The organism is Chryseobacterium gambrini, assembly GCF_027920505.1.
Taxonomy (GTDB): Bacteria; Bacteroidota; Bacteroidia; order Flavobacteriales; family Weeksellaceae; genus Chryseobacterium; species Chryseobacterium gambrini.
In genome coordinates this window covers 422,169-442,724 of the sequence record NZ_CP115857.1, presented here as the reverse complement: position 1 = coordinate 442,724, position 20,556 = coordinate 422,169, and the positions used below count along the sequence as shown (strand labels likewise).

General features: G+C 36.2%; 19 protein-coding genes. 8 read left to right on the top strand and 11 right to left on the bottom strand.

The features are described 5' to 3' along the window. Nucleotides 1-81 precede the first annotated feature (81 nt). From PFY09_RS01880 to pdhA, 10 genes are all read right to left on the bottom strand, one after another. The gene (locus PFY09_RS01880; RefSeq protein ID WP_271161227.1) at nt 82-2,808 is read right to left on the bottom strand and encodes a sodium-translocating pyrophosphatase; all 2,727 of its coding nucleotides are present in this window, start codon (nt 2,806-2,808) and stop codon (nt 82-84) included. Between the two features lie 512 nt (nt 2,809-3,320). After that, entirely contained in the window at nt 3,321-3,932 is a 612-nt protein-coding gene (locus PFY09_RS01875; RefSeq protein WP_076390334.1) for an inorganic pyrophosphatase, read from the bottom strand. Between the two features lie 22 nt (nt 3,933-3,954). Continuing rightward, nucleotides 3,955-4,467, bottom strand: a complete 513-nt coding sequence (locus PFY09_RS01870; protein WP_076390335.1) for a DUF7935 family protein — start codon at nt 4,465-4,467, stop codon at nt 3,955-3,957. Between the two features lie 77 nt (nt 4,468-4,544). Further along, the gene (locus PFY09_RS01865) at nt 4,545-5,411 is read right to left on the bottom strand and encodes a hypothetical protein (RefSeq protein WP_271161226.1); all 867 of its coding nucleotides are present in this window, start codon (nt 5,409-5,411) and stop codon (nt 4,545-4,547) included. Continuing rightward, nucleotides 5,408-6,085, bottom strand: coding sequence for a RadC family protein (radC, locus tag PFY09_RS01860; protein ID WP_271161225.1), 678 nt, complete (start codon nt 6,083-6,085; stop codon nt 5,408-5,410). Before radC ends, PFY09_RS01865 begins: the two co-directional genes overlap by 4 nt. A gap of 20 nt (nt 6,086-6,105) precedes the next feature. Beyond that, complete coding sequence (locus PFY09_RS01855; RefSeq protein ID WP_271161224.1) at nt 6,106-6,687, bottom strand: murein L,D-transpeptidase catalytic domain-containing protein; 582 nt, start codon at nt 6,685-6,687, stop codon at nt 6,106-6,108. Between the two features lie 11 nt (nt 6,688-6,698). Next, nucleotides 6,699-7,367, bottom strand: a complete 669-nt coding sequence (locus PFY09_RS01850) for an ABC transporter ATP-binding protein (protein ID WP_087709976.1) — start codon at nt 7,365-7,367, stop codon at nt 6,699-6,701. A gap of 60 nt (nt 7,368-7,427) precedes the next feature. After that, nucleotides 7,428-8,363: a bile acid:sodium symporter gene (locus PFY09_RS01845; RefSeq protein WP_271162367.1), complete on the bottom strand. Its 936-nt coding sequence runs from the start codon at nt 8,361-8,363 to the stop codon at nt 7,428-7,430. Nucleotides 8,364-8,558: 195 nt separating this feature from the next. Continuing rightward, nucleotides 8,559-10,178, bottom strand: coding sequence for a pyruvate dehydrogenase complex dihydrolipoamide acetyltransferase (locus PFY09_RS01840; RefSeq protein WP_271161223.1), 1,620 nt, complete (start codon nt 10,176-10,178; stop codon nt 8,559-8,561). A gap of 108 nt (nt 10,179-10,286) precedes the next feature. Further along, the gene (pdhA, locus tag PFY09_RS01835) at nt 10,287-11,288 is read right to left on the bottom strand and encodes a pyruvate dehydrogenase (acetyl-transferring) E1 component subunit alpha (protein WP_076390342.1); all 1,002 of its coding nucleotides are present in this window, start codon (nt 11,286-11,288) and stop codon (nt 10,287-10,289) included. A 127-nt stretch (nt 11,289-11,415) separates the two neighbouring features. Here pdhA and PFY09_RS01830 point away from each other — a divergent pair, with 127 nt between their 5' ends. Then, complete coding sequence (locus tag PFY09_RS01830; RefSeq protein ID WP_116547566.1) at nt 11,416-12,018, top strand: phosphatase PAP2 family protein; 603 nt, start codon at nt 11,416-11,418, stop codon at nt 12,016-12,018. Nucleotides 12,019-12,026: 8 nt separating this feature from the next. Beyond that, nucleotides 12,027-12,515 carry a BlaI/MecI/CopY family transcriptional regulator gene (locus tag PFY09_RS01825; RefSeq protein WP_076390344.1) on the top strand — a complete coding sequence of 163 codons (489 nt, stop codon included), beginning with the start codon at nt 12,027-12,029 and terminating at the stop codon, nt 12,513-12,515. A 54-nt stretch (nt 12,516-12,569) separates the two neighbouring features. Here the strand turns inward: PFY09_RS01825 and PFY09_RS01820 are convergent, their stop codons facing one another. Continuing rightward, the gene (locus PFY09_RS01820; protein WP_271161222.1) at nt 12,570-12,968 is read right to left on the bottom strand and encodes an RNA recognition motif domain-containing protein; all 399 of its coding nucleotides are present in this window, start codon (nt 12,966-12,968) and stop codon (nt 12,570-12,572) included. A 429-nt stretch (nt 12,969-13,397) separates the two neighbouring features. On the opposite strand from PFY09_RS01820, the gene PFY09_RS01815 reads away from it, so the two are divergent. The 6 genes from PFY09_RS01815 (at nt 13,398) to PFY09_RS01790 (ending at nt 20,545) form a co-directional block, all read left to right on the top strand. After that, nucleotides 13,398-13,799: an acyl-CoA thioesterase gene (locus tag PFY09_RS01815; RefSeq protein ID WP_076390346.1), complete on the top strand. Its 402-nt coding sequence runs from the start codon at nt 13,398-13,400 to the stop codon at nt 13,797-13,799. Then, complete coding sequence (locus PFY09_RS01810; protein ID WP_271161221.1) at nt 13,796-14,356, top strand: helix-turn-helix domain-containing protein; 561 nt, start codon at nt 13,796-13,798, stop codon at nt 14,354-14,356. The genes PFY09_RS01815 and PFY09_RS01810 overlap by 4 nt, the downstream gene beginning before the upstream one ends. A gap of 298 nt (nt 14,357-14,654) precedes the next feature. After that, nucleotides 14,655-17,495 carry a heavy metal translocating P-type ATPase gene (locus PFY09_RS01805; RefSeq protein ID WP_271161220.1) on the top strand — a complete coding sequence of 947 codons (2,841 nt, stop codon included), beginning with the start codon at nt 14,655-14,657 and terminating at the stop codon, nt 17,493-17,495. A 240-nt stretch (nt 17,496-17,735) separates the two neighbouring features. Further along, nucleotides 17,736-18,464: a DUF72 domain-containing protein gene (locus PFY09_RS01800; protein WP_271161219.1), complete on the top strand. Its 729-nt coding sequence runs from the start codon at nt 17,736-17,738 to the stop codon at nt 18,462-18,464. A gap of 117 nt (nt 18,465-18,581) precedes the next feature. Next, nucleotides 18,582-19,448 (top strand): polysaccharide deacetylase family protein, encoded by an 867-nt coding sequence (locus tag PFY09_RS01795; protein ID WP_271161218.1) that lies wholly within the window; start codon nt 18,582-18,584, stop codon nt 19,446-19,448. A 437-nt stretch (nt 19,449-19,885) separates the two neighbouring features. Further along, on the top strand, nt 19,886-20,545 hold the full coding sequence (locus PFY09_RS01790) for a YggS family pyridoxal phosphate-dependent enzyme (RefSeq protein WP_271161217.1): 660 nt from the start codon (nt 19,886-19,888) through the stop codon (nt 20,543-20,545). Nucleotides 20,546-20,556 lie beyond the last annotated feature (11 nt).

Sequence of the window (20,556 nt, the reverse complement as noted above, 5' to 3'; positions counted from 1 at the left end):
ATTTCTTGGCAAGAAAATTTAAATGATATTTAAAACAAAAGCACCGCATGATGCAGTGCTTTCAATATTTAAAGTTGATTTTTACAGAGACAAAACTCTTACATCAATTCTTCTGTTTTTTGCCTTACAGTCGTCGGTATCGTTGGCTGCGCAAACAGGATGCTGAGAACCGTATCCTTCTGCTTCCACCCTGTCTCCGGAAATTCCCAGTTCAAGCAATTTCAGTTTCGCAGTCTGAGCTCTCAGATTGGAAAGCTTCTGGTTGCTCTCTTCATTTCCTGAATTATCGGTATAACCTCCCAATTTAATTTTTAAAGTTGGATAGGCATTCATAATTTCAACTAAATTTAATAACTGGACTTCAGAACCCGCTTTTAAATCACTGGAACCTGTCTCAAAGTAAAGATTTTCTATCGTAAACCATTCATTCGGATCCAAAATTCCCTGATCTTTATTTTTAACCGAATTGTACATCTGATACAACTGGCTTCCTTCTCCGATTTTTATCTTTTTTCCTCCGTCCAACTGAATCTCCTGAATATTTCCTGTATCATAGACAAAGTCACCGCTTTCATTAACGTAGCCTTTAATTTCCTGTGGAACAATTGCTGCTGATCCTGTCTGATTAGTTAATGAATCTGCTGAAACGCCTGTTAAAGCTTCAATTTTCGCTTTTCTGTTGGCATCTATTTTATCTTTATGTAAAACAGCCAATGTCGGAGCAATCACCAGAGAAACAATCGACATCAGTTTAATCAAAATGTTCATCGAAGGTCCTGAAGTATCTTTGAACGGATCTCCCACCGTATCTCCCGTTACGGAAGCTTTATGGGGTTCAGAACCTTTATAATAAGTCTGTCCGTTGATATCCACTCCTTTTTCAAAAGATTTCTTTGCATTGTCCCAGGCTCCGCCTGCATTATTCTGGAACATTCCCATTAAAACTCCGCTCACCGTTGCTCCGGCAAGAAAACCTCCCAAAACCTCCGGTCCGAAAATAAACCCGATGAGCAAAGGGGAAACGATGGCAATAGCTCCCGGAAGCATCATTTTTCTGATGGAGGCATCGGTGGATATGGCCACACATTTTTCGTATTCCGGCTGTGCTTTTCCTTCTAAAATTCCCGGAATTTCGCGGAACTGTCTTCTTACTTCTTCTACCATTGCCATTGCAGCCTGTCCCACTGCGGTAATTGCCAATGATGAAAAGATAAACGGAATCATTCCGCCGACAAATAATCCGGCAAGAACATCGGCTCTGTAAATGTCAATTCCGTCAATTCCTGCAATTCCAACAAAAGCTGCGAATAAAGCTAAAGCCGTTAAAGCAGCAGAAGCAATCGCAAAACCTTTTCCTGTGGCTGCCGTTGTATTTCCTACTGCATCAAGGATATCCGTTCTCTCACGAACTTCTTTGGGAAGTTCGCTCATTTCAGCAATTCCTCCTGCATTGTCCGCAATCGGTCCGAAAGCATCAATTGCCAACTGCATTGCTGTTGTTGCCATCATTCCGGCTGCTGCGATGGCAACGCCATATAATCCTGCGCAAAGATATGATCCGTAAATTCCGCCTGCCAAAACAATAATCGGAAGCAGTGTAGATTCCATTCCTACAGAAAGTCCGCCGATGATGTTGGTTGCATGACCTGTTGAGGACTGTCTTACAATGCTCGATACCGGTCTTTTCCCCATCGCTGTATAATATTCTGTAATGATGCTCATTAAAGTACCTACAACCAATCCTACCATAATTGCCCCAAAAACGCCCATTTTAGAGAATTCATGTCCTCTGAGAACCATTTTGTCGGGCAAGATATAATTTACCAAAAAATAAGACGCTACAGCCGTAATTACAATGCTTCCCCAGTTTCCAAGGTTTAAAGCATTCTGCACGCTTGATGTGGAAGAATCTTCATTGTCATTAATTCGGACAAACAGGGTTCCGATCATTGAAAAAATGATTCCTGTTCCGGCAATCAGCATTGGGAGAAGAATCGGGGCAAAACCACCGAAAGAATCCTGAGAAATGGTTTCTCTTCCCAAAACCATGGTTGCTAAAACCGTTGCTACGTAAGAACCGAATAAATCGGCTCCCATTCCGGCAACATCTCCTACGTTGTCTCCTACGTTATCTGCGATAGTTGCAGGATTTCGAGGATCGTCTTCGGGAATTCCGGCTTCTACTTTTCCTACCAGATCGGCTCCTACATCTGCTGCTTTGGTATAAATTCCTCCACCCACTCTTGCAAAAAGGGCAATGGATTCAGCTCCCAGAGAAAATCCTGTAAGAATTTCAATCGTTCTTTCCATTTCGTGGGAATCCACGGTTGCGTCGGGTGCAAAAATCTGTTTGATGATTAAAAATAAAGCTCCCAATCCTAAAACAGCCAAACCAGCAACGCCCATTCCCATTACGGAACCTCCTGTAAAAGAAACTTTTAATGCTTTAGAAAGGGATGTTTTGGCAGCCTGTGCCGTTCTTACGTTGGCTTTTGTGGCGATTTTCATCCCGATAAAACCAGCAGATGCGGAAAATATTGCTCCGACTACAAAGGCAATCCCGATACTCCAGTGGGAGTTGGCATTGCTCATCCCCATCACCGCTAAAAGAATAGCTACCACAACTACGAAATAGGTTAAAATCTTGTACTCGGCTTTCAGGAAAGCCATTGCACCGTCAGCAATATGTCCGCTGATAATTTTCATTTTTTCATTTCCAGCATCCTGCTTACTTACCCAGTTACTCTGAAAAAAAGTATACAGTAAAGCAACGACACCAAAAATTGGTACTAACACAAATAGATCCATAGTTTAATATTTTTTTGGTAATAGATTATTAAATATAACGAATAATTTCTATGGATTATGTTAAAATCTTTATAAGTATTTCAAAATTAGCAGTTAAACGATTAAACGGATTAAATTTAATATGCTTGAAGCAACTGATGTAAATTATATGCTGATTAGAGAAATCAAAAGAACAATGTTGCAAAAATTTTTGGTGGAATGAAAATCTCTGAGGTTTTGGTTAGCAATCTATTAAGAGTGATAATTACTAGCCCTGATTGAAACGGCATCCTTTTTTGTTGCGGGCGGAGCATAAACTGGAGGTTTACGAACGTAGTTCAGGAGCCCGTAACAAAAAAGATACAGTGGAAAGCAGGAAACAGCTCCTAAAAAAATTAAAAATTGACAATATCTCGTTTTTTATGTTTTCGAAAGGTATGATTTCGGAATTCTTATTACAATACAGAACTCTTAAAAAGAAAAAGGATAAACGAAAACCGTCTATCCTTTAATTTATCCGAAATAAAGAGAATTTATCCTCCGTATTTGTTTGAATAATCTTCCTGAGAAGCTTTGATTACTTTTTTAGCGTGCTCTGCTCCGTAAACTTCCTGAATTCTGCATTTTGCAGGCTCATCCGGTAAGTTCTTGTAAGTAAGAAAGTAGTGCATTAATCGTTTCACTTCTGCTTCCGGCAGTTCTGAAATATCTCTGAAATGTCCGAATGCATGATCTCCGATCATTACTGCTACGATTTTATCGTCCGCTTCACCTCCATCGATCATTTTGAAACCTCCGATTGGAATAGCTTCCATTAACAAACCTCCTGCGTGAATGTTGTGAGAGCTTAAAACGCAGATGTCTAGCGGATCGTGATCTCCCATCGTAACGTCTGTAGCGCCTCTTTCAACTGCTAAATTCATTACTGCGCTGTCGCAATAGGTTCTTGGAACAAAACCGTATAATGCCGGAATAATATTTGAGAATTTCTGAGGTCTGTCTACCTTTAAAAATCCTGTTTCTTTATCTACTTCGTATTTAATAGTGTCTGAAGGAACGATCTCCACGAAAACATTTACAACATTTGGCGCATCTTCTCCTGCAGAAATTCCGTGCCATGGATGTGCTTTAAAATTTGGAATCATTATTTAAAATTTATTTTTTTAGTTAAGCTATTATTAAAATTTCTTTTCTTAAATCTTCAATGGTCATAGAAATATAGTCTTCTCCTTCCATATAGTTCATCAGAAAAATAGTTTTGAACTCATCAAGGTTTGCATTTCCGTTGATTCCTTCATAGGTTCTGTGAAGAAGTTCTATAACTGCGTTTTTGGAATCGACAATGTTTTTCCATGAATTTTTGGTGATGTACAATTGCTGTGAAGCGTTGTAATCGAATTCTTCATTGATCGCTTTTTCAGTCAGAAAAATAAATTCATGGGCTGCAAGACCTTTATCAAATCTCTGGATAAGATTGGAAGGTTTTAATCTCTCCATAAAAAGCGTCATTCTTTCGTAAGACTGGGTTTTATTTTCGGAATTGGACTTTACAGAAAGTAACCTGATTTCCTGTTCTTTAAGTTTAATGTAAGTAAATACAAACTGTCTCAGCAAAACCAAAAAAGGTATTGCAATAATCAATGCAAAAGCATAGGGTAAATATCCTGAAAAACTTGTCATAATTTGAGGTAGCAAAATTACTAATATTTTCTCAATCTATATATGAAAAATCCACAATAAAAAATCCAATATCTTATCTAAAAAAACTTTTTCAGAATTTTATTTTCGAGAGTAGGATATTTCTGAAGCTCTGCGCCAAAACTTTTAAAAAAAACCTCTATTCCCCGGATGTTGCTTCCCATAAAATTAAATTTCTTTTCATGAATATAAAAACTCAGAATTTTATCAATAAGAAAGGAAGGACCATTTTCATCTTTATACTCTTCATCGTTAATAAGTCCCAACAAAGAAAGCTGATCTTTTTCGTCAATCAAAACTGCGATATTGATTAGTTTTTCATCAAGATAGGCTCCTGAAAGCTTCAGAGAATTATTGGTGTAAAGAAAATTTAAGTATTTTCTGTATTTTTCTACATCTCCATCTTTAGAAAGCCCTTTAAAGTTTTTCTGCATGAAAGAAAAGCTTTCTTCGCTGAAATCAATTTCTTTATAAATAAGATGTTGAGCGCATTTTGCCGTAGATTTTCTTCCTTTGAAATATTTTTTTCTTCTCAGCAGAATATAATCTGAAATCTGGATTGTGTAATTTTTCTTTTTATCCAAATCCTTCGAAAAAGAATTGTAATGATTGAAAGAGTATGAAAATATGTTATATCTGTTTTTGAGAAAATTCAGGAACTGATCATTAATTTTAAAATCATCTTTAGATGAAAAAACACCCAGTTGTTGACAAAAAAGCGGCATAACCACTAAATTTAAAGCAAATTTTCTTTTTAAAGGAACCGGCATCACCGCTTCATAATCATTATAAACCAAAATATGCCAGTTTCCCGAAAGCTGATCTAAAACTTCTTTTCTTGCGTACCAGTTTTTCTGTGCAGAATTTTCAAGACACTTAGAATATTTCTCAAAATCTATTTCATTGTATTTCAATCTTTTAATCATAATAATCCGTCGTCTGAGAAACTAAAGTATGAATTCTGTGTCACAATAAGATGATCCAGGAGCTGAATTCCTAGCATTTTTCCTGCTTCCTTTATTTTTTGAGTGATTTCAATATCTTCTCTACTTGGCTTCAGATTTCCCGAAGGATGGTTGTGTGCCACGATAATTCCTGTCGAAAAATGATCTAAAGCTGTTTTAAAAAGGACTCTTATATCCACAATCGACTGATTAATTCCTCCCTGTGTAAGCTGGGCAAGGTGAATGACTCTGTTGCTCTGATTCAGAAAAATTGCCCAAAATGCCTCTGTCCGGAGATCCGACAAATGATTTCTGAAAATCTGATATGCGCCATCACTTCCTGAAATCACAGGTTTCTCAGGAATTTCCTGACTTGCTCTTCTTCTCCCGATCTCCAAAGCCGCAATAATGGAAATAGCTTTTACCTCTCCCACTCCTTTAAATTTCATTAAATCTTTTAAAGACAACAGGCTTAACTGATGCCAGTTGTTATTAACAGATGCTAAAATTTTTCTTGCCAGTTCAATTGCCGTTTCGTCCCTGCTTCCGCTTCCCATGATGATGGCAAGCAGTTCAGAATCAGAAAGCGAACTTTTACCTTTCCGTAAAAATTTTTCTCTCGGTCTGTCGTCTTCGGCAAGGAGTTTAATGCGCATTTTTTTAGTTTAAAATAAAATTAGTAAAAAGCATATAAAATAATCGTTTCCTTTGAACCGTCAATAAACTTAGAAGTTTCGTTGAATGCATTTTTAGAAAGCATAGGACATCCAAAACTTAAACAGGCAGGATTTGCAGATTCTTTGTCTGGAATACAATAATAAGAATGCAATACAATTGCTCTGGCTCTTGCATTGCTGTTTGTTTCGTCCAGACCATCCAGTCGATAGGCTTTTCCGAATTTTCCGGAATAACTTTCCCGAATTTCGTATTTTCCTAAAGAGGATTGGTGAGAACCATCAACATTGCTGAATTTCAAGGCAGAGGAGTTTTTTACAACAGATCCGTCACCATGAGCAACAATTGCTTTCTGCAGGATTTTATTGTTCTTCAGATCGTAAACAAAGTAACGGTATTTCCCTGAATGAATTTTAAAATTGATAAAGACAGCAAGATTCTGATTGTAATTTTTTCCTTTAATAAAATTCTTTACTTCCAAAATTTTAGACTTAGGCAAATCTTCAACAGTATTTGAAGCCTGAGAATCAAATTTTGAACAAGAAATAAAGAAAAGAAATAAAAAAATAAAGGGTTTCATCATTTGCGGAAGTTTTATTCGATAATCATTCCGTCTTTCATCACGAGCTTTCGGTCAGTGATTTCTGCTAGATTCGGGTTATGCGTAACGATCACAAAAGTCTGATTGTATTTATCTCTCAGATCAAAAAACAATCTGTGAAGATCATCTGCATTTTTCGAATCTAAATTTCCGGTAGGTTCATCTGCAAAAATGATTTTCGGTGAGTTGATTAAAGCTCTTGCTACCGCTACTCTTTGCGCTTCCCCTCCCGAAAGCTGGTTGGGCTTGTGGTGGAGTCGCTGTTCAATTTTTAAGTCTTCAAACAGAGCATATGCCTTTTCTATAGCTTCTTTTTCGTTGGCTCCTGCGATTTTTGTCGGCAACAGAACATTTTCTAAAGCTGTAAATTCCGGCAATAACTGATGGAACTGAAATACAAAACCGATATTCTGATTTCTGAATTTAGAAAGCTGTTTGTCATTCATATTGATGAAAGATTCTCCGGCAATTTCTATTTCCGTATCAAATTTATTCGAAGTGGTTGGCTGATCCAGTGTTCCCAGAATCTGCAAAAGTGTAGATTTTCCGGCACCGGATTCTCCCACAATTGAAACCACCTCTCCTGTTTTGATATGAATATCAACGCCTTTCAGTACTTCTAAATTCCCATAAAATTTATGGATATTCCTTGCTTTAATCATGATTCAAAAATAGTGAATTGATTTAAATCTGAAAAGCAATAAAAATATAATTTACAGGGATTATATTTTTTGCAAACGATATTTTTTCTCAATTTTATTGGCAAGCCAGCTCACGTAAAACAACTGAAAACTATGATAAATCATCACAGGAAGCAGAAAAAGTACTTTCTGATCTTCCGGAATTCCTAAAACCATTATGAAAAGACTTCCGTGAACCAGAGATTTTTTGGATCCGCAGAAAGTGGCTGTAATCACATCTTCTCTTTTAAAATGAAGCTTTCGGGAAATCAGTTTTAAAATTCCGTAAACCGAGAAAAACAAAGAAACTACACTGAGCGCAATAATAAGAAATACAGAAGGAGGAACCGAAGCAAATACGTTTTGTGAAAAAGCTTCAGAAAAACTTTCGTAGACGATGAGTAGAATGATCATTTTATCAAATTCTGCAATAATTTTCGCATACTTTGTCACCCAGTTTTTCAATAACGGGTTTAAAATTAATCCTAAAATAATCGGCAGTAAAACTTTAAGTATAAGCTGCTGGATAATTTCTGCATTATTAATATTTTCCTGATCGGGCTGTACAAAAAAACTCATCAGTAAAGGAGTAATGACAATTCCGATAATTCCTGAAATGGAGGCATTGAAAATAGCGGAAGTTACGTTTCCTTTCGCGATAGAAACCATAACGACTGAAGAAGAGACTGTTGAAGGCAGACTTGCCAGAAAAAATATGGAAAGCCAGGTAACGAAAAATTCAGTATCTTTTACAAAACCATAAAACAAAAAAACGAGCAGCGGAAAAATAATGAATGTTCCGGTTTGAACCAAAAGATGCAGTTTCCAGTTGGAAATATCTTTGATGATTTCTTTGATATTCAGCTTTAGTCCATACAGAAGGAAGATAGCTGCAATTCCCCAGTCTATAAATGCTGATAGATTAAAATACTGATTGTATTCGCTCCTGAAAGGAATCAGTTTACCTGCTGCAACCATTACGATCAGCAATAAAAGAAAAATATTTTGTTTGTCTAATTTTATTCTGCTCAATTTCATTTTTTAAAAGTAGCAAGGATCATTCTAAAATCTTTATGACCATATTAAAATCACCTTAAAATTATCTTAAAAGCAAAAAGGTCTACCGAATTTATTCCGGTAAACCTTTTTAAAATTGTATATCTAAACAGAAAATTACAGTAACAATGTTAAAGGACTTTCCAGATATGTTTTTAAAGTCTGTAAGAACTGTGCTCCTGTAGCACCGTCTACTACTCTGTGATCACAAGCTAATGAAAGCTTCATGATGTTTCCAACCACGATTTGTCCGTTTTTCACAACAGGTTTCTCGATGATGGCTCCTACTGAAAGGATCGCAGCGTTTGGCTGATTGATGATGCTTGTAAATGTTTCGATTCCGAACATCCCTAAGTTTGAGATAGAGAAGGTAGAACCTTCCATTTCGTTAGCTTTAAGACCTTTGTTTTTCGCTCTTGAAGCCATATCTTTTACCGCAGCAGAAATCTGCGTGTAATTCATCTGGTCTGTATTCTTAAGAACAGGAACTACCAATCCGTCCGGAATTGCAACTGCTACCCCAATGTTGATGTTTCCTCTGTGAATGATCTTATCTCCCGCCCAGCTTGAATTTACCTGTGGATGTTTTCTTAAAGCAACAGCAGTCGCCTTAATAATCATATCGTTGAAAGAAATTTTGGTATCCGGTAAAGAATTGATCTCTTTTCTTGCCTCGATCGCCTTATCCATATTGATTTCCACCATCAGATAATAGTGAGGCGCAGAGAACTTACTTTCAGAAAGACGTTTTGCAATTACGTTTCTTACCTGTGAGTTCGGAGTTTCCGTATCTTCACCCTGTACGAAGCTTAATGCAACCTGAGCCGCCGCAGGACTTGCAGACGAAGCTGAAGCCGCTGGTTTAGCCGCAGAAGGCTGATAATTTTCAATATCTTTTTTAACGATTCTTCCGTTTTCTCCTGAACCCTGAATACTGTTGATGTCTACGCCTTTATCCTGAGCCATTTTTTTCGCTAACGGAGAAATGGCAACCCTGTCTGTAGATGAATGATCTGCAGCCGGTGCCCCTTTTTCTTCTGCTTTAGCCTCAGTTTTTTGTTCAGCAGGTTTTTCTGATGATGAAGCAGCCGCTTTCGGAGCGCCAACTCCTGAAACATCTGTTCCTTCAGGTCCTATAATTGCCAAAACCGAATCTACGGGAGCTGCTCCTCCTTCTTCAACGCCTTGTTTCAACAACACTCCGTTGAATTCAGATTCGAAATCCTGAACGGCTTTATCTGTTTCTATCTCAGCAAGAAGGTCTCCTTCTTTTACGGTATCACCAACGTTTTTGTGCCATTTTGCTACCTTACCTTCCGTCATTGTATCCGAAAGTCTTGGCATAGTAATTACTTCCACCCCTGCAGGAACTTCCGCAGAAGTCTGTTCCACAGTGGTAGAACTGTTTTCAGTTTTAGATTCTTCTTCTGTTTTTTTCTCTTCGGAACCACCTTGAGCCGGAGCTGCTGCACCGCCAGTAAGTCCTGAAATATCTTCTCCTTCATTACCGATAATTGCCAGAACAGAATCTACCGCTGCTGCATTACCTTCTTCCACACCAACATATAAAAGAGTTCCTTCCATTTCAGATTCAAAATCCTGAACTGCCTTATCTGTTTCGATTTCAGCTAAGATATCGCCTTCCTTTACTTTATCACCTACTTTTTTATGCCATTTTGCCACTTTTCCTTCCGTCATTGTATCGGAAAGACGCGGCATTGTAATTACTTCTGCCATAATTTTTTATAATTTGAAAATTTGGGATTTTATGAATTTGAAAATTAAAAAAGATATGATAATAAATCATTTTCAAATTTTCAAACTTTCAAACCGATTTATTATCTTTTAGTTTTCTAATTTGTCTAAGAACGGATAGTCTTCCTGAGCATATACATACTCGTAGATCTTCTCTGCATCCGGATAAGGAGAGTTTTCCATGAACTCGATACACTCTTCCACAAAATCTCTCGATTTGTTATCCATCGCTTCCAGTTCTTCTTCTGTTGCCCAACTGTTAGCCAAAATTCTTTGTTTGATCAGCTCGATAGGGTCATCATTTTTGTGAAGAGCCACTTCATCTTTAGATCTGTATGGTTCTGCATCAGACATAGAGTGTCCTCTGTAACGGTAAGTTCTTGCTTCAATAAAAGTAGGTCCGTCTCCTCTTCTTGCTCTTTCAATTGCTTCATAAGCCGCTTCAGCTACTTTTTCAGGATCCATTGCATCTACTGCAAGACAAGGCATTTCGTATCCTAAACCTAACTTATAGATATCTTCATGGTTTGCTGTTCTTTTTACGGAAGTTCCCATTGCATACTGGTTGTTCTCTACAACAAAAATTACAGGAAGCTTCCAGTTCATTGCCATGTTAAACGTTTCATGTAATGAACCCTGTCTAGCCGCTCCGTCTCCGAAGAAACAGATATTTACCGCTTTTCTGTCAAAATATTTATCTGCAAAAGCAATACCTGCTCCCAAAGGAATCTGTCCTCCTACAATACCGTGACCTCCGTAAAATCTGTGCTCTTTGCTGAAAATGTGCATAGATCCGCCCATACCTCCGGAAGTACCTGTAGCTTTACCACAAAGTTCTGCCATGATTCTTTTAGGATCTACTCCCATCGCCATCGGATGGATGTGACATCTGTAAGCAGTGATCATACTATCTTTAGTTAAATCCATTGCATGCGTAAAACCTGCAGGGATCGCTTCCTGACCGTTATACAAATGTAAAAAACCTCTGATTTTTTGTTTTAGATAAAGAGAACGGCATTTGTCTTCAAACCTTCTCCACATTGTCATATCTTCATACCACTTCAGGTATACCTCTTTAGAAAATTCTTTCATGTGTTGAGCTCTTGCTAATTTATTATGAAATAGTTGAGCAAAATTATAAAAAAAACTTCATTTTTATTGTATACCTACCTATTGTTTTTTTGGTTATAGTATTATATTTACATCATTAAACCTTTATATGGAAGAAAAACAGCCTTCATTATTGCATAAAATATCAAGAATTATATCCGATTTTTTCAATCCTCTGCTCTCCCTGTTTATATTTTTCGTTTACATGAGTTTTCTGAAATACTCTCTGAAAGAAGCCATTACCTCATTTCTTCCTATATTAATAATAGTAATTGCTCCTGTCATTATCTGGCTGGTCTGGAATGTAAAAACAGGAAGATATACCAATATGGATGTATCCAACAGGGTACAGCGAAAAACTTTATATATTTTTATTGCAGCTTCTGTGATATCGTATATCGGCTTTAATTATTTCAGAAACGGACAGATCGATTTTGTAATGCTCTTTATTCTGATATTGCTTTTTGCATTGCAGATCAGCAATTATTTCATCAAAAGTTCGATGCATACTGCATTTAATATATTTGTAGCTGCTTTATTTTTTGCGCTGAATACCACAATGGGAATCATCTGGTTAGGCATTGCGATACTCGTAGGAATTACAAGAATTATTCTAAAACGGCATACACCAAAAGAGGTGTTCATGGGAGCCGGAATTGCTTTTATAGTATCTTTTCTTTACCTTTATTGCAATATTCAGTTTCAACATTAAGAATTTATATGAAAATCAATCATCTTACATCTGCGGAAGAAAATTTAATGAAGCTGTTCTGGAAGCTGGAATCATTTTATTTAAAGGATATTATGGAACAGCATCCTGAACCCAAACCCCATCAGAATACCGTTTCCACTTACCTTAAAATACTGGTTGAAAAAGGATATCTTTCTACAGAAAAGGAAGGAAGGATCTTTAAATATTCCGTGATTGTACCTTTGGAAGAATACCGGAAATTTTTATTAAAAGAACTTTCACAGCATTTTTTTGACAATTCGGGTAAGGAAATTTTAAATCTTTTGCTTCAGGAAAAATTAATTTCTCAGGAAGATCTGAAGGAACTTAATCCTGCAATAGAGATAAAACCTCTGAAAGTAAAAGAAGAATTTGAGTATGCCAATGAAATTCTGAATCCTAAAAAGGAGAAAAAGAAAAACAAGGATAAGGAAAAAGACAAAGACAGGAAAAAGAAAAAAAAGAAGGAAAAAGAATAATTCCTTTAAAAAACATCATAAAAAAAGCGGTTCCAAAAGAACCGCTTATATTTTTTACCAACGTTTTCCACCGCCGTTTCCGCCGCGATCTCCTCCACCGTAGCCACCGCCACCGCTTCTGTTACCGCCACCGTAGCCACCTCTGTTGTTACCTCCGTAACCGCCACCTCTGTTACCTCCACCATTGTTGCTGAAAGTTCTTCTTGGCTTTTCTTCTCTTGGTTTAGCTTCCGAAACGTTAAGTTCTTTTCCGTTGAATTCTTTCTGGTTAAGAGCTTCAATAGCCTGTTGTCCTTCTGCGTCCTCCATTTCGACAAATCCGAAACCTCTAGAACGACCAGTTTCTTTATCTGTAATGATTTTTACAGAAGAAACTTCTCCAAATTCTGAAAATAAATCCTGCAACTCATAATCTTTAGTTGCGTAGTTGATGTTTGAAACAAAAATGTTCATCTTGATTAATAAAATTAAAATAAGTTAAAAATGATTTGGTTTATAAAAGAAAAACAACATAAAGAATGAACAAATATTGATTCCAGATATAATACAGGTGCAAGATACGATTATTAATTTCATATCAAAGCTTTTTTTGAAATTATTTCAATAAATTTTTCAATCAAAATATTATTTCGTTAAAAAGTATTAATTTATCATGAAATATTTATGAATAATCATTAAAAAGAGTGACATCTACAAAATAACGGAACACCGTGACCTCCTACTTTGGATAAATTTAAATCCAAAACATGAATCTCAAAAGTAAAAACCATACGCTCCCAAAGAAATAATTGAGAATATAAATATTTCTTTTCGGATTACTGAATCTAAATCTTTTGACAAAGCCGGTTATAAAAGCTAAATTTGTGCAGTAAAATTTCAGATATGAACTATCACACAAGAAAATGGGTAAAACCGGAAGACCTTAATCCCAATCAGTCTCTTTTCGGAGGAAGACTGTTGCAGTGGATCGATGAAGAAGCTGCGTTGTATGCAGTTATTCAGCTTGAAAACAAAAAAGTAGTCACCAAATTTATCTCAGAAATCAATTTCGTAAGCTCCGCAAAACAAGGAGATATCATTGAAATCGGGATCGAAGTTTCGGCGTTCGGCTCAACTTCTCTTACTTTAAGATGTGAAGTGCGAAACAAAATGACCCATCAAACCATCATCACCGTCGACAGAATCGTTATGGTAAATCTCGACGAAAACGGAAATCCTGCTCCTCACGGAAAAACGAAAGTGGAATTTGTGAAAGACAGATTGAACAACCAAAGCTCCTTATGAAAATTTTCATAAAAAATATGGTCTGCGGCAGATGCATTTCTGCTGTGGAAGCTATATTTGCTGAAGCATGTATTCCTTTAAAATCAATCACTCTCGGAGAAGTGGAGACTCAGCAGGATATTTCAGTTCATGATATGGAAAAACTTGAGGAACTTCTTCAGAAAACAGGTTTTGAAAGAATTAAAGACTCTGCCCATCAGTTAATTGAGAAAATTAAAAATTTAATTATTGTAAAAATCAGCGAACTGGATATCGCTGAAAGTTTTCTTTTGTCTGAATTTTTAACCTCCAGACTCCATAAAGAGTACAGTTCTCTTTCAAAAACCTTCTCTCAGAACGAAAACATCACGCTTGAACAGTTTTTCATTCTTCAAAAAATTGAAAAAGTAAAAGAACTTCTTTTATATAATGAATTTACTTTAACAGAGATCGCAGGAAAACTTGGCTATAAGAGTGTTCAGCATTTATCTTCCCAGTTCCGAAACAGCATAAGCTTCACTCCTACTGAATTTAAAAAACTGAAAATTCACAACAGAAAACCGCTGGACCAAATTTAATTGGTTGGAGAATATTTAGAGTTTGAGAGCTTTTTAGGTTTAAAATCGCGCAGATCTATCAGGTTAAGCAGATGTTTGTGTAAATTTCTCTTGTATTTAAATTAAAAAAGAAACTGCGTAATCAATCTGCCAAAATCTGCGAGAAAAATTAAAAAACACACTCTTACCCTAAAACTCCAATACCCTAAAACACAAAACCCCTCCCACTCATAAGACAGAATTCTGTAAACATTATCCTTAAAATTATAACAGGCTTCCGATTGCTTTTTAGAAATTTGTACCATAAATCAGAAGGATCATGGAAAAGCAATATAAAATTCTCGGAATGACCTGTTCCGGATGTCAGAAAAAGATTTCTGAAAAACTGAACAGTTTAGAAAATATAAAAGCTGATATAAATCTCGAAAACAATACGGCAATCATTATCTCCGACGAAGAATTTGAACTGCATACTTTAAATAAAGCGATCGAAGAAATCGGCAACTACAAACTAGAAGATCCGGACAATCCTGAAAAAGCGTTCATTAAACCACAGAACAGAGTTTCTCCGTCTTCGGTTTACTATTGCCCAATGGAATGCGAAGGAGAAAAAGTTTATTTTCAGCAGGGAAAAAGATGTCCGACTTGCAATATGTATCTGGTTCCAATTGAGGAAAAGCACGCTAAAGATCCCAATTTTAGACCGGCTTATTCCAAAACAAATCTACCTGAAAATTTCAAAGACAATATTGGAAAGTACTATTGCCCGATGTTCTGCGAAAGCGATAAAATTTATCATGAAAAAGGAGACTGCCCTGTCTGCAATATGCATCTGGAAGAAATTACAGGGGATTTAGTTAAAAATTCCACTTCAAATTCGCATCAACATTCTCACGATCATACCCATCATCAAGAAGCACCGAAAGTAACCGATGAAATGGCTGGAAAATACTATTGTCCGATGTATTGCGAAGGCGATAAAGTCTACGACAGCAATGTTGGATGTCCCGTTTGCGGAATGGATCTCGTAAAATATCCTGAGAAAAAAGTGGCAAAATACACCTGTCCGATGCATCCTGAAATCATTCGTGACGAACCGGGAGACTGCCCGATCTGCGGAATGGATCTCGTAAGAATGCCCGATAAAGATGAGGAAGAAGATGAAACCTACAATATATTAAAAAAGAAATTCATCATTTCACTGGCTTTTACCGTTCCCGTTTTCATTCTTTCGATGGGCGGAATGCTGTTTAATTTTCCTTTTTCCCATCAAATTCAGGGAATTATTGAATTGATTTTAACGCTTCCTGTCATTTTTTATTCAGGGTGGTTTTTAATGAAAAGAGGATTTGTTTCTTTCAAAACAGGGAACTTAAATATGTTCAGCCTGATTGTTCTGGGAGTTGCAGCCGCATTTATTTTCAGTATTGTCGCCTTAATTTTTCCTGATATAATTCCACATGAAATTCGTGGCAGCCATCACGAAATTCCTTTATATTTCGAAGCGGTCTGTGTTATTTTAACGCTGGTTATTTTGGGACAGCTAATGGAAGCTGCGGCGCACAAAAAAACAGGAAACGCCATCCGTGAACTGATGAATTTATCACCCGATGAAGCCAATCTTATCGTTAACGGAGAAGAGAAAAAAGTACTGCTTTCACAGATTAAAATCGGCGATTTATTAAAAGTAAAACCGGGGGAGAAAATTCCGGTGGACGGAAAAATAACGGAAGGAAGTTCTGTAGTTGACGAAAGTATGATTACAGGAGAGCCGATTCCCATTGAGAAAAACGTTAATGATAAAGTTTCTTCAGGAACCATCAACGGAAATCATGTTTTCATCATGAAAGCGGAAAAAGTTGGCGATGAAACCCTGCTTTCCCAAATTATTAAAATGGTTAATGAAGCGAGCCGAAGCAAAGCTCCGATTCAGAAACTGACGGATAAAGTCTCTAAAATTTTTGTTCCTGCTGTTATATTGATTGCCGTTTTAACCTTTATTCTGTGGCAGATTTTCGGTCCGGAAGGTCAGAAAATCCTGTTTGCTTTTGTCAATGCGGTCGCTGTTTTAATTGTGGCCTGTCCTTGCGCTTTAGGTTTGGCAACACCAATGTCTCTGATGGTAGGAATCGGGAAAGGTGCAAAAAACGGAATTCTGATTAAAAATGCAGAAGCTCTTGAACAGATGAATATGGTAAATGTGCTGATTACTGATAAAACAGGAACTTTAACCGAAGGGAAACCATCCTTAGAACATATTGAAACAGTTGATAAAGACGAAAAATTCATTTTAAAATTAGCCTATTCATTAAATCAGAATTCGGAACATCCGCTTTCAAATGCAGTGATTAAAAAGGCAAAAGCTGAAAGTATAACTCCTGAAAAAGTAGAACAATTTGAAAATATTTCCGGAAAAGGAATCAAAGGAAACATCAACGGAAAAACAATTTTCCTTGGAAACGAAGGTCTTTTAACCTCACATCAGATTTTTATTACTCAAAATATAAAACAAAAGGCAGAAGAAATCCAGGCGAAAGCACATACCATTTCTTATGTCGCTCAGGAAAACGAAGTTTTAGGATTCATCAGTTTTACCGATAAAATTAAAGAAAGTTCTAAAAAAGCGGTTCAGCAGTTATTGAGTGAGGGAATTGACATTATCATGATGACCGGAGACAATCAAAACACTGCAAAAGCCGTTGCAGAGGAATTGGGAATCAGACATTTTAAAGCAAACTGTCTTCCTGAAGATAAATTAAACGAAGTAAAAAAACTTCAGAAACAAGGGAAAATTGTTGCAATGACCGGCGACGGAATCAACGACTCTCCCGCTTTAGCTCAGGCAAATATCGGAATCGCGATGGGAACAGGAACCGATGTTGCCATCGAAAGTGCAGAAATTACTTTGCTGAAAGGAGATATTTTAGGCGTTGCAAAAGCAAAACTGTTAAGTGAAAAACTACTGAAAAACATTAAAGAGAATCTGTTTTTCGCTTTTATATACAATGTTTTGGGAGTTCCCGTTGCGGCAGGATTATTGTACCCGTTTTTTGGAATACTGTTATCTCCGATGATTGCAGCAGCGGCGATGAGTTTTAGTTCTCTTTCTGTAATTTTAAACTCTTTGCGACTGAATTCGGTGGATTTGGATATTGAATAAATTTTTCTCGCAGATTTGGAGACTAAAATCACTGATTATCAACAAAAAAGATCACAATAGCTTTTAAAAATCTTTGATTTTTATTCTTTTGAGAACTTTAAAAATTCTGATAATCGCTGTATGAATGTCTTTTGCAACTTTTGCGGTTAATTCTGAATTTGTTTAAAACAGGCTTATTAATAAACGTAAATAATAACAGTACAATTATCTCCTAAATCTGCGAAAGCAAAAAGTAACGATATGAAAAAAGAAAATCTATCCATTGGCTGTTCGGGATTCTACAATAATGACTGGAAGGGTTCATTCTATCCTGAAGATTCTAAAAGTAAAGACTTTCTAATTCTTTATTCAAAGGAGTTTAACTGTGTGGAAATCAATTCTACTTTTTACAGAAAACCTACTGCAAAAACGTTGTTGAAATGGTATGATGAAACGTCCGATGATTTTAAATTTTTCATTAAAATTCCGAAAGCCATTTCCCATGAAAAGCGACTGAAAGAATGCAAAGAAGAAATTTCAGAATTCTGTCATCATATTCAATCTCATTTGAAGGAAAAACTTTCCGGATTTTTGTACCAGTTCCCTCCCTCTTTTAAAAATACTCAGGAAAATATTGATTTAATCCTTAATAATCTTAATTTCAATTATCTGAATGTCATTGAATTCCGTCACGAATCGTGGTGGAATGAACAGGTATTTAAAATTTTGGCAGAAAATAAGGTCATTTTTTCCGGTGTCAGTTTTCCCGGAAATCTACCGGAAGATGTTATCATCAATAATCCTGAAGTTTTATATTATCGGCTTCACGGAAAACCTGTGCTTTACAAATCTGAATACAGCAATGAATTTCTTGAAAAATTAGCTGAAAAGATTAAAAATTTACAACATAAATCATTTATCTTTTTCAATAATACGTGGGGAAATGCTGCCATTAAAAATTCACTGTATTTAAAGAAAATTCTGGAGTAAAAATATTTTATTAAAATAAACTTAAAAAGTCAAAAATAAGTGAAATTTGGCGTAATTTTTGTTAAGAATAATTTGGAAAAATTAACAATTTTTAACAACAAAATTCCATTAAATTTTATGACAAAAACTTTTGCGGAAAAGTCTAGAAACAAGACTTTTCTTGGGATGCTTGCATTGGTGAGTGCAACTTCAATCTTATTCAACAGCTGTAATCAAAAAAAAGACAAGAAAGAATCTGAAAAACTGATTCCGAAAGACCATCCCGTCGCAAAAATTGTCCCCAAACTTGATGATGAAAATGTTCCTTCAAATAAAAGAGTAATTTATCTGACCTTTGATGACGGTCCGAATCGCGGAACCGAAAATCTTCTGAAAATTTTACACAAAAGAAACATCTGCGCCACCGCATTTCTTGTAGGCAAACACGCTTACGGAAGCAAAAAGCAGCAGGAAGATCTGGAACTGTTGAGAAAAGATCATTTAATAGAACTTGCGAATCACAGTTTCACGCACGCGCACAACAAATACACCGATTTTTACAAAAATCCGGCGGGTGTTGTTGAAGATTTCAATGCAGCAAAAGACAGCCTGAAACTGTATGATAAAATTGCGAGAACTCCGGGAAGAAATATCTGGAGACTGAATAACATTACCGTAACCGATCTTAAAAGTTCTACCGAAGCTGCGAATAAGCTAAAACAGGCAGGTTATAAGGTGATCGGTTGGGATCTTGAGTGGAAACCGACCAATAAAATGGCATTAAAGGGAAAACATGAAGAAATGCTGAAAAAAGTGGACAGTATTTTCTTTAATGACCTTGAAAAAACTTCAAGACATCTGGTTTTTCTTACGCATGACCAGTATTTAACCGATGCAGATTCCATAAATGAACTCGATCTTTTTATTGAAAAACTTCAGAAAAGCAACCGTTTTGTTTTCAGAAAAATCTCGGAATATCCTAAAATTAATGAGGTTTTGAATTAAATTTAATCATCCTTGTCCGATAAACATTGAAACACAATTATAAGGTCGCTCCTCTGGAGCTTAAATTCTAAGAATAACTATTTTCTATGAACAGCTTGCTCCTAATGGAGCTGCATTTAATCCCATCGGGATTTACTGTTAGTAGAAAAAAAGACGCCATCAAAAAAAGCTCCAGAGGAACGAACTGTCGATTTGTGCAATCAACATTGAGCTCATAAATTTGTTTATATGTTTTATCGGACAATATTGAAATTTAATATATTGTATGTCTGTCATTCCGATCGAAACGAAGTGGAGTGAAGAATCTTTAACAATAAAATTTAGATTCTTCCTTCGTCAGAATGACAGACATTCTGTTTTAGACTCAATAAGAATCTCAAGTCTAAAAATTTCAATATTCATTAGCTTTTCGTCTTTAAAATTCGGAAATTTGCATTATGAGTATTCAGGAAAATTACAATCATATTAAAAGCCAGCTTCCTTCTGATGTACAGTTGGTTGCTGTTTCAAAAACACATCCTGTTTCTGCGATTCAGGAAGTTTATGATCTTGGACAGAGAGTTTTTGGTGAAAATAAAGTTCAGGAAGTGGCAGAAAAATATCCGCTCCTTCCCAAAGATATTCAATGGCATCTGATTGGGCATCTTCAGACGAATAAAGTAAAATATATCGCTGAATTTGTGGATACGATCCAAAGCGTAGATTCTGAAAAGCTGATCCGTGAGATCAACAAAGAAGTAGCAAAGCACAACCGGATTATTAAAGTATTGCTTCAGGTGAAAATTGCCGAAGAAGAAAGCAAATTCGGACTTGAAATTAATGAAGCTAAAGATATATTTGAACAGTATCTCAGCGGAGAATTTCAGAATATTGAAATTACCGGATTGATGGGAATGGCAACTTTCACGGACGATAAAGATCAGGTAAAGAAGGAATTTTTAAACCTGAAAAATCTTTTTGATGAATTAAATCAATTAAAAAAGCTCGAAACATTATCAATGGGAATGAGTGACGATTTTCCGATTGCCATTGAATGCGGTGCGAATTCCGTAAGAGTGGGATCGGCGATTTTCGGGAGAAGAGATTATTCCAACTAAACGATTAGGTA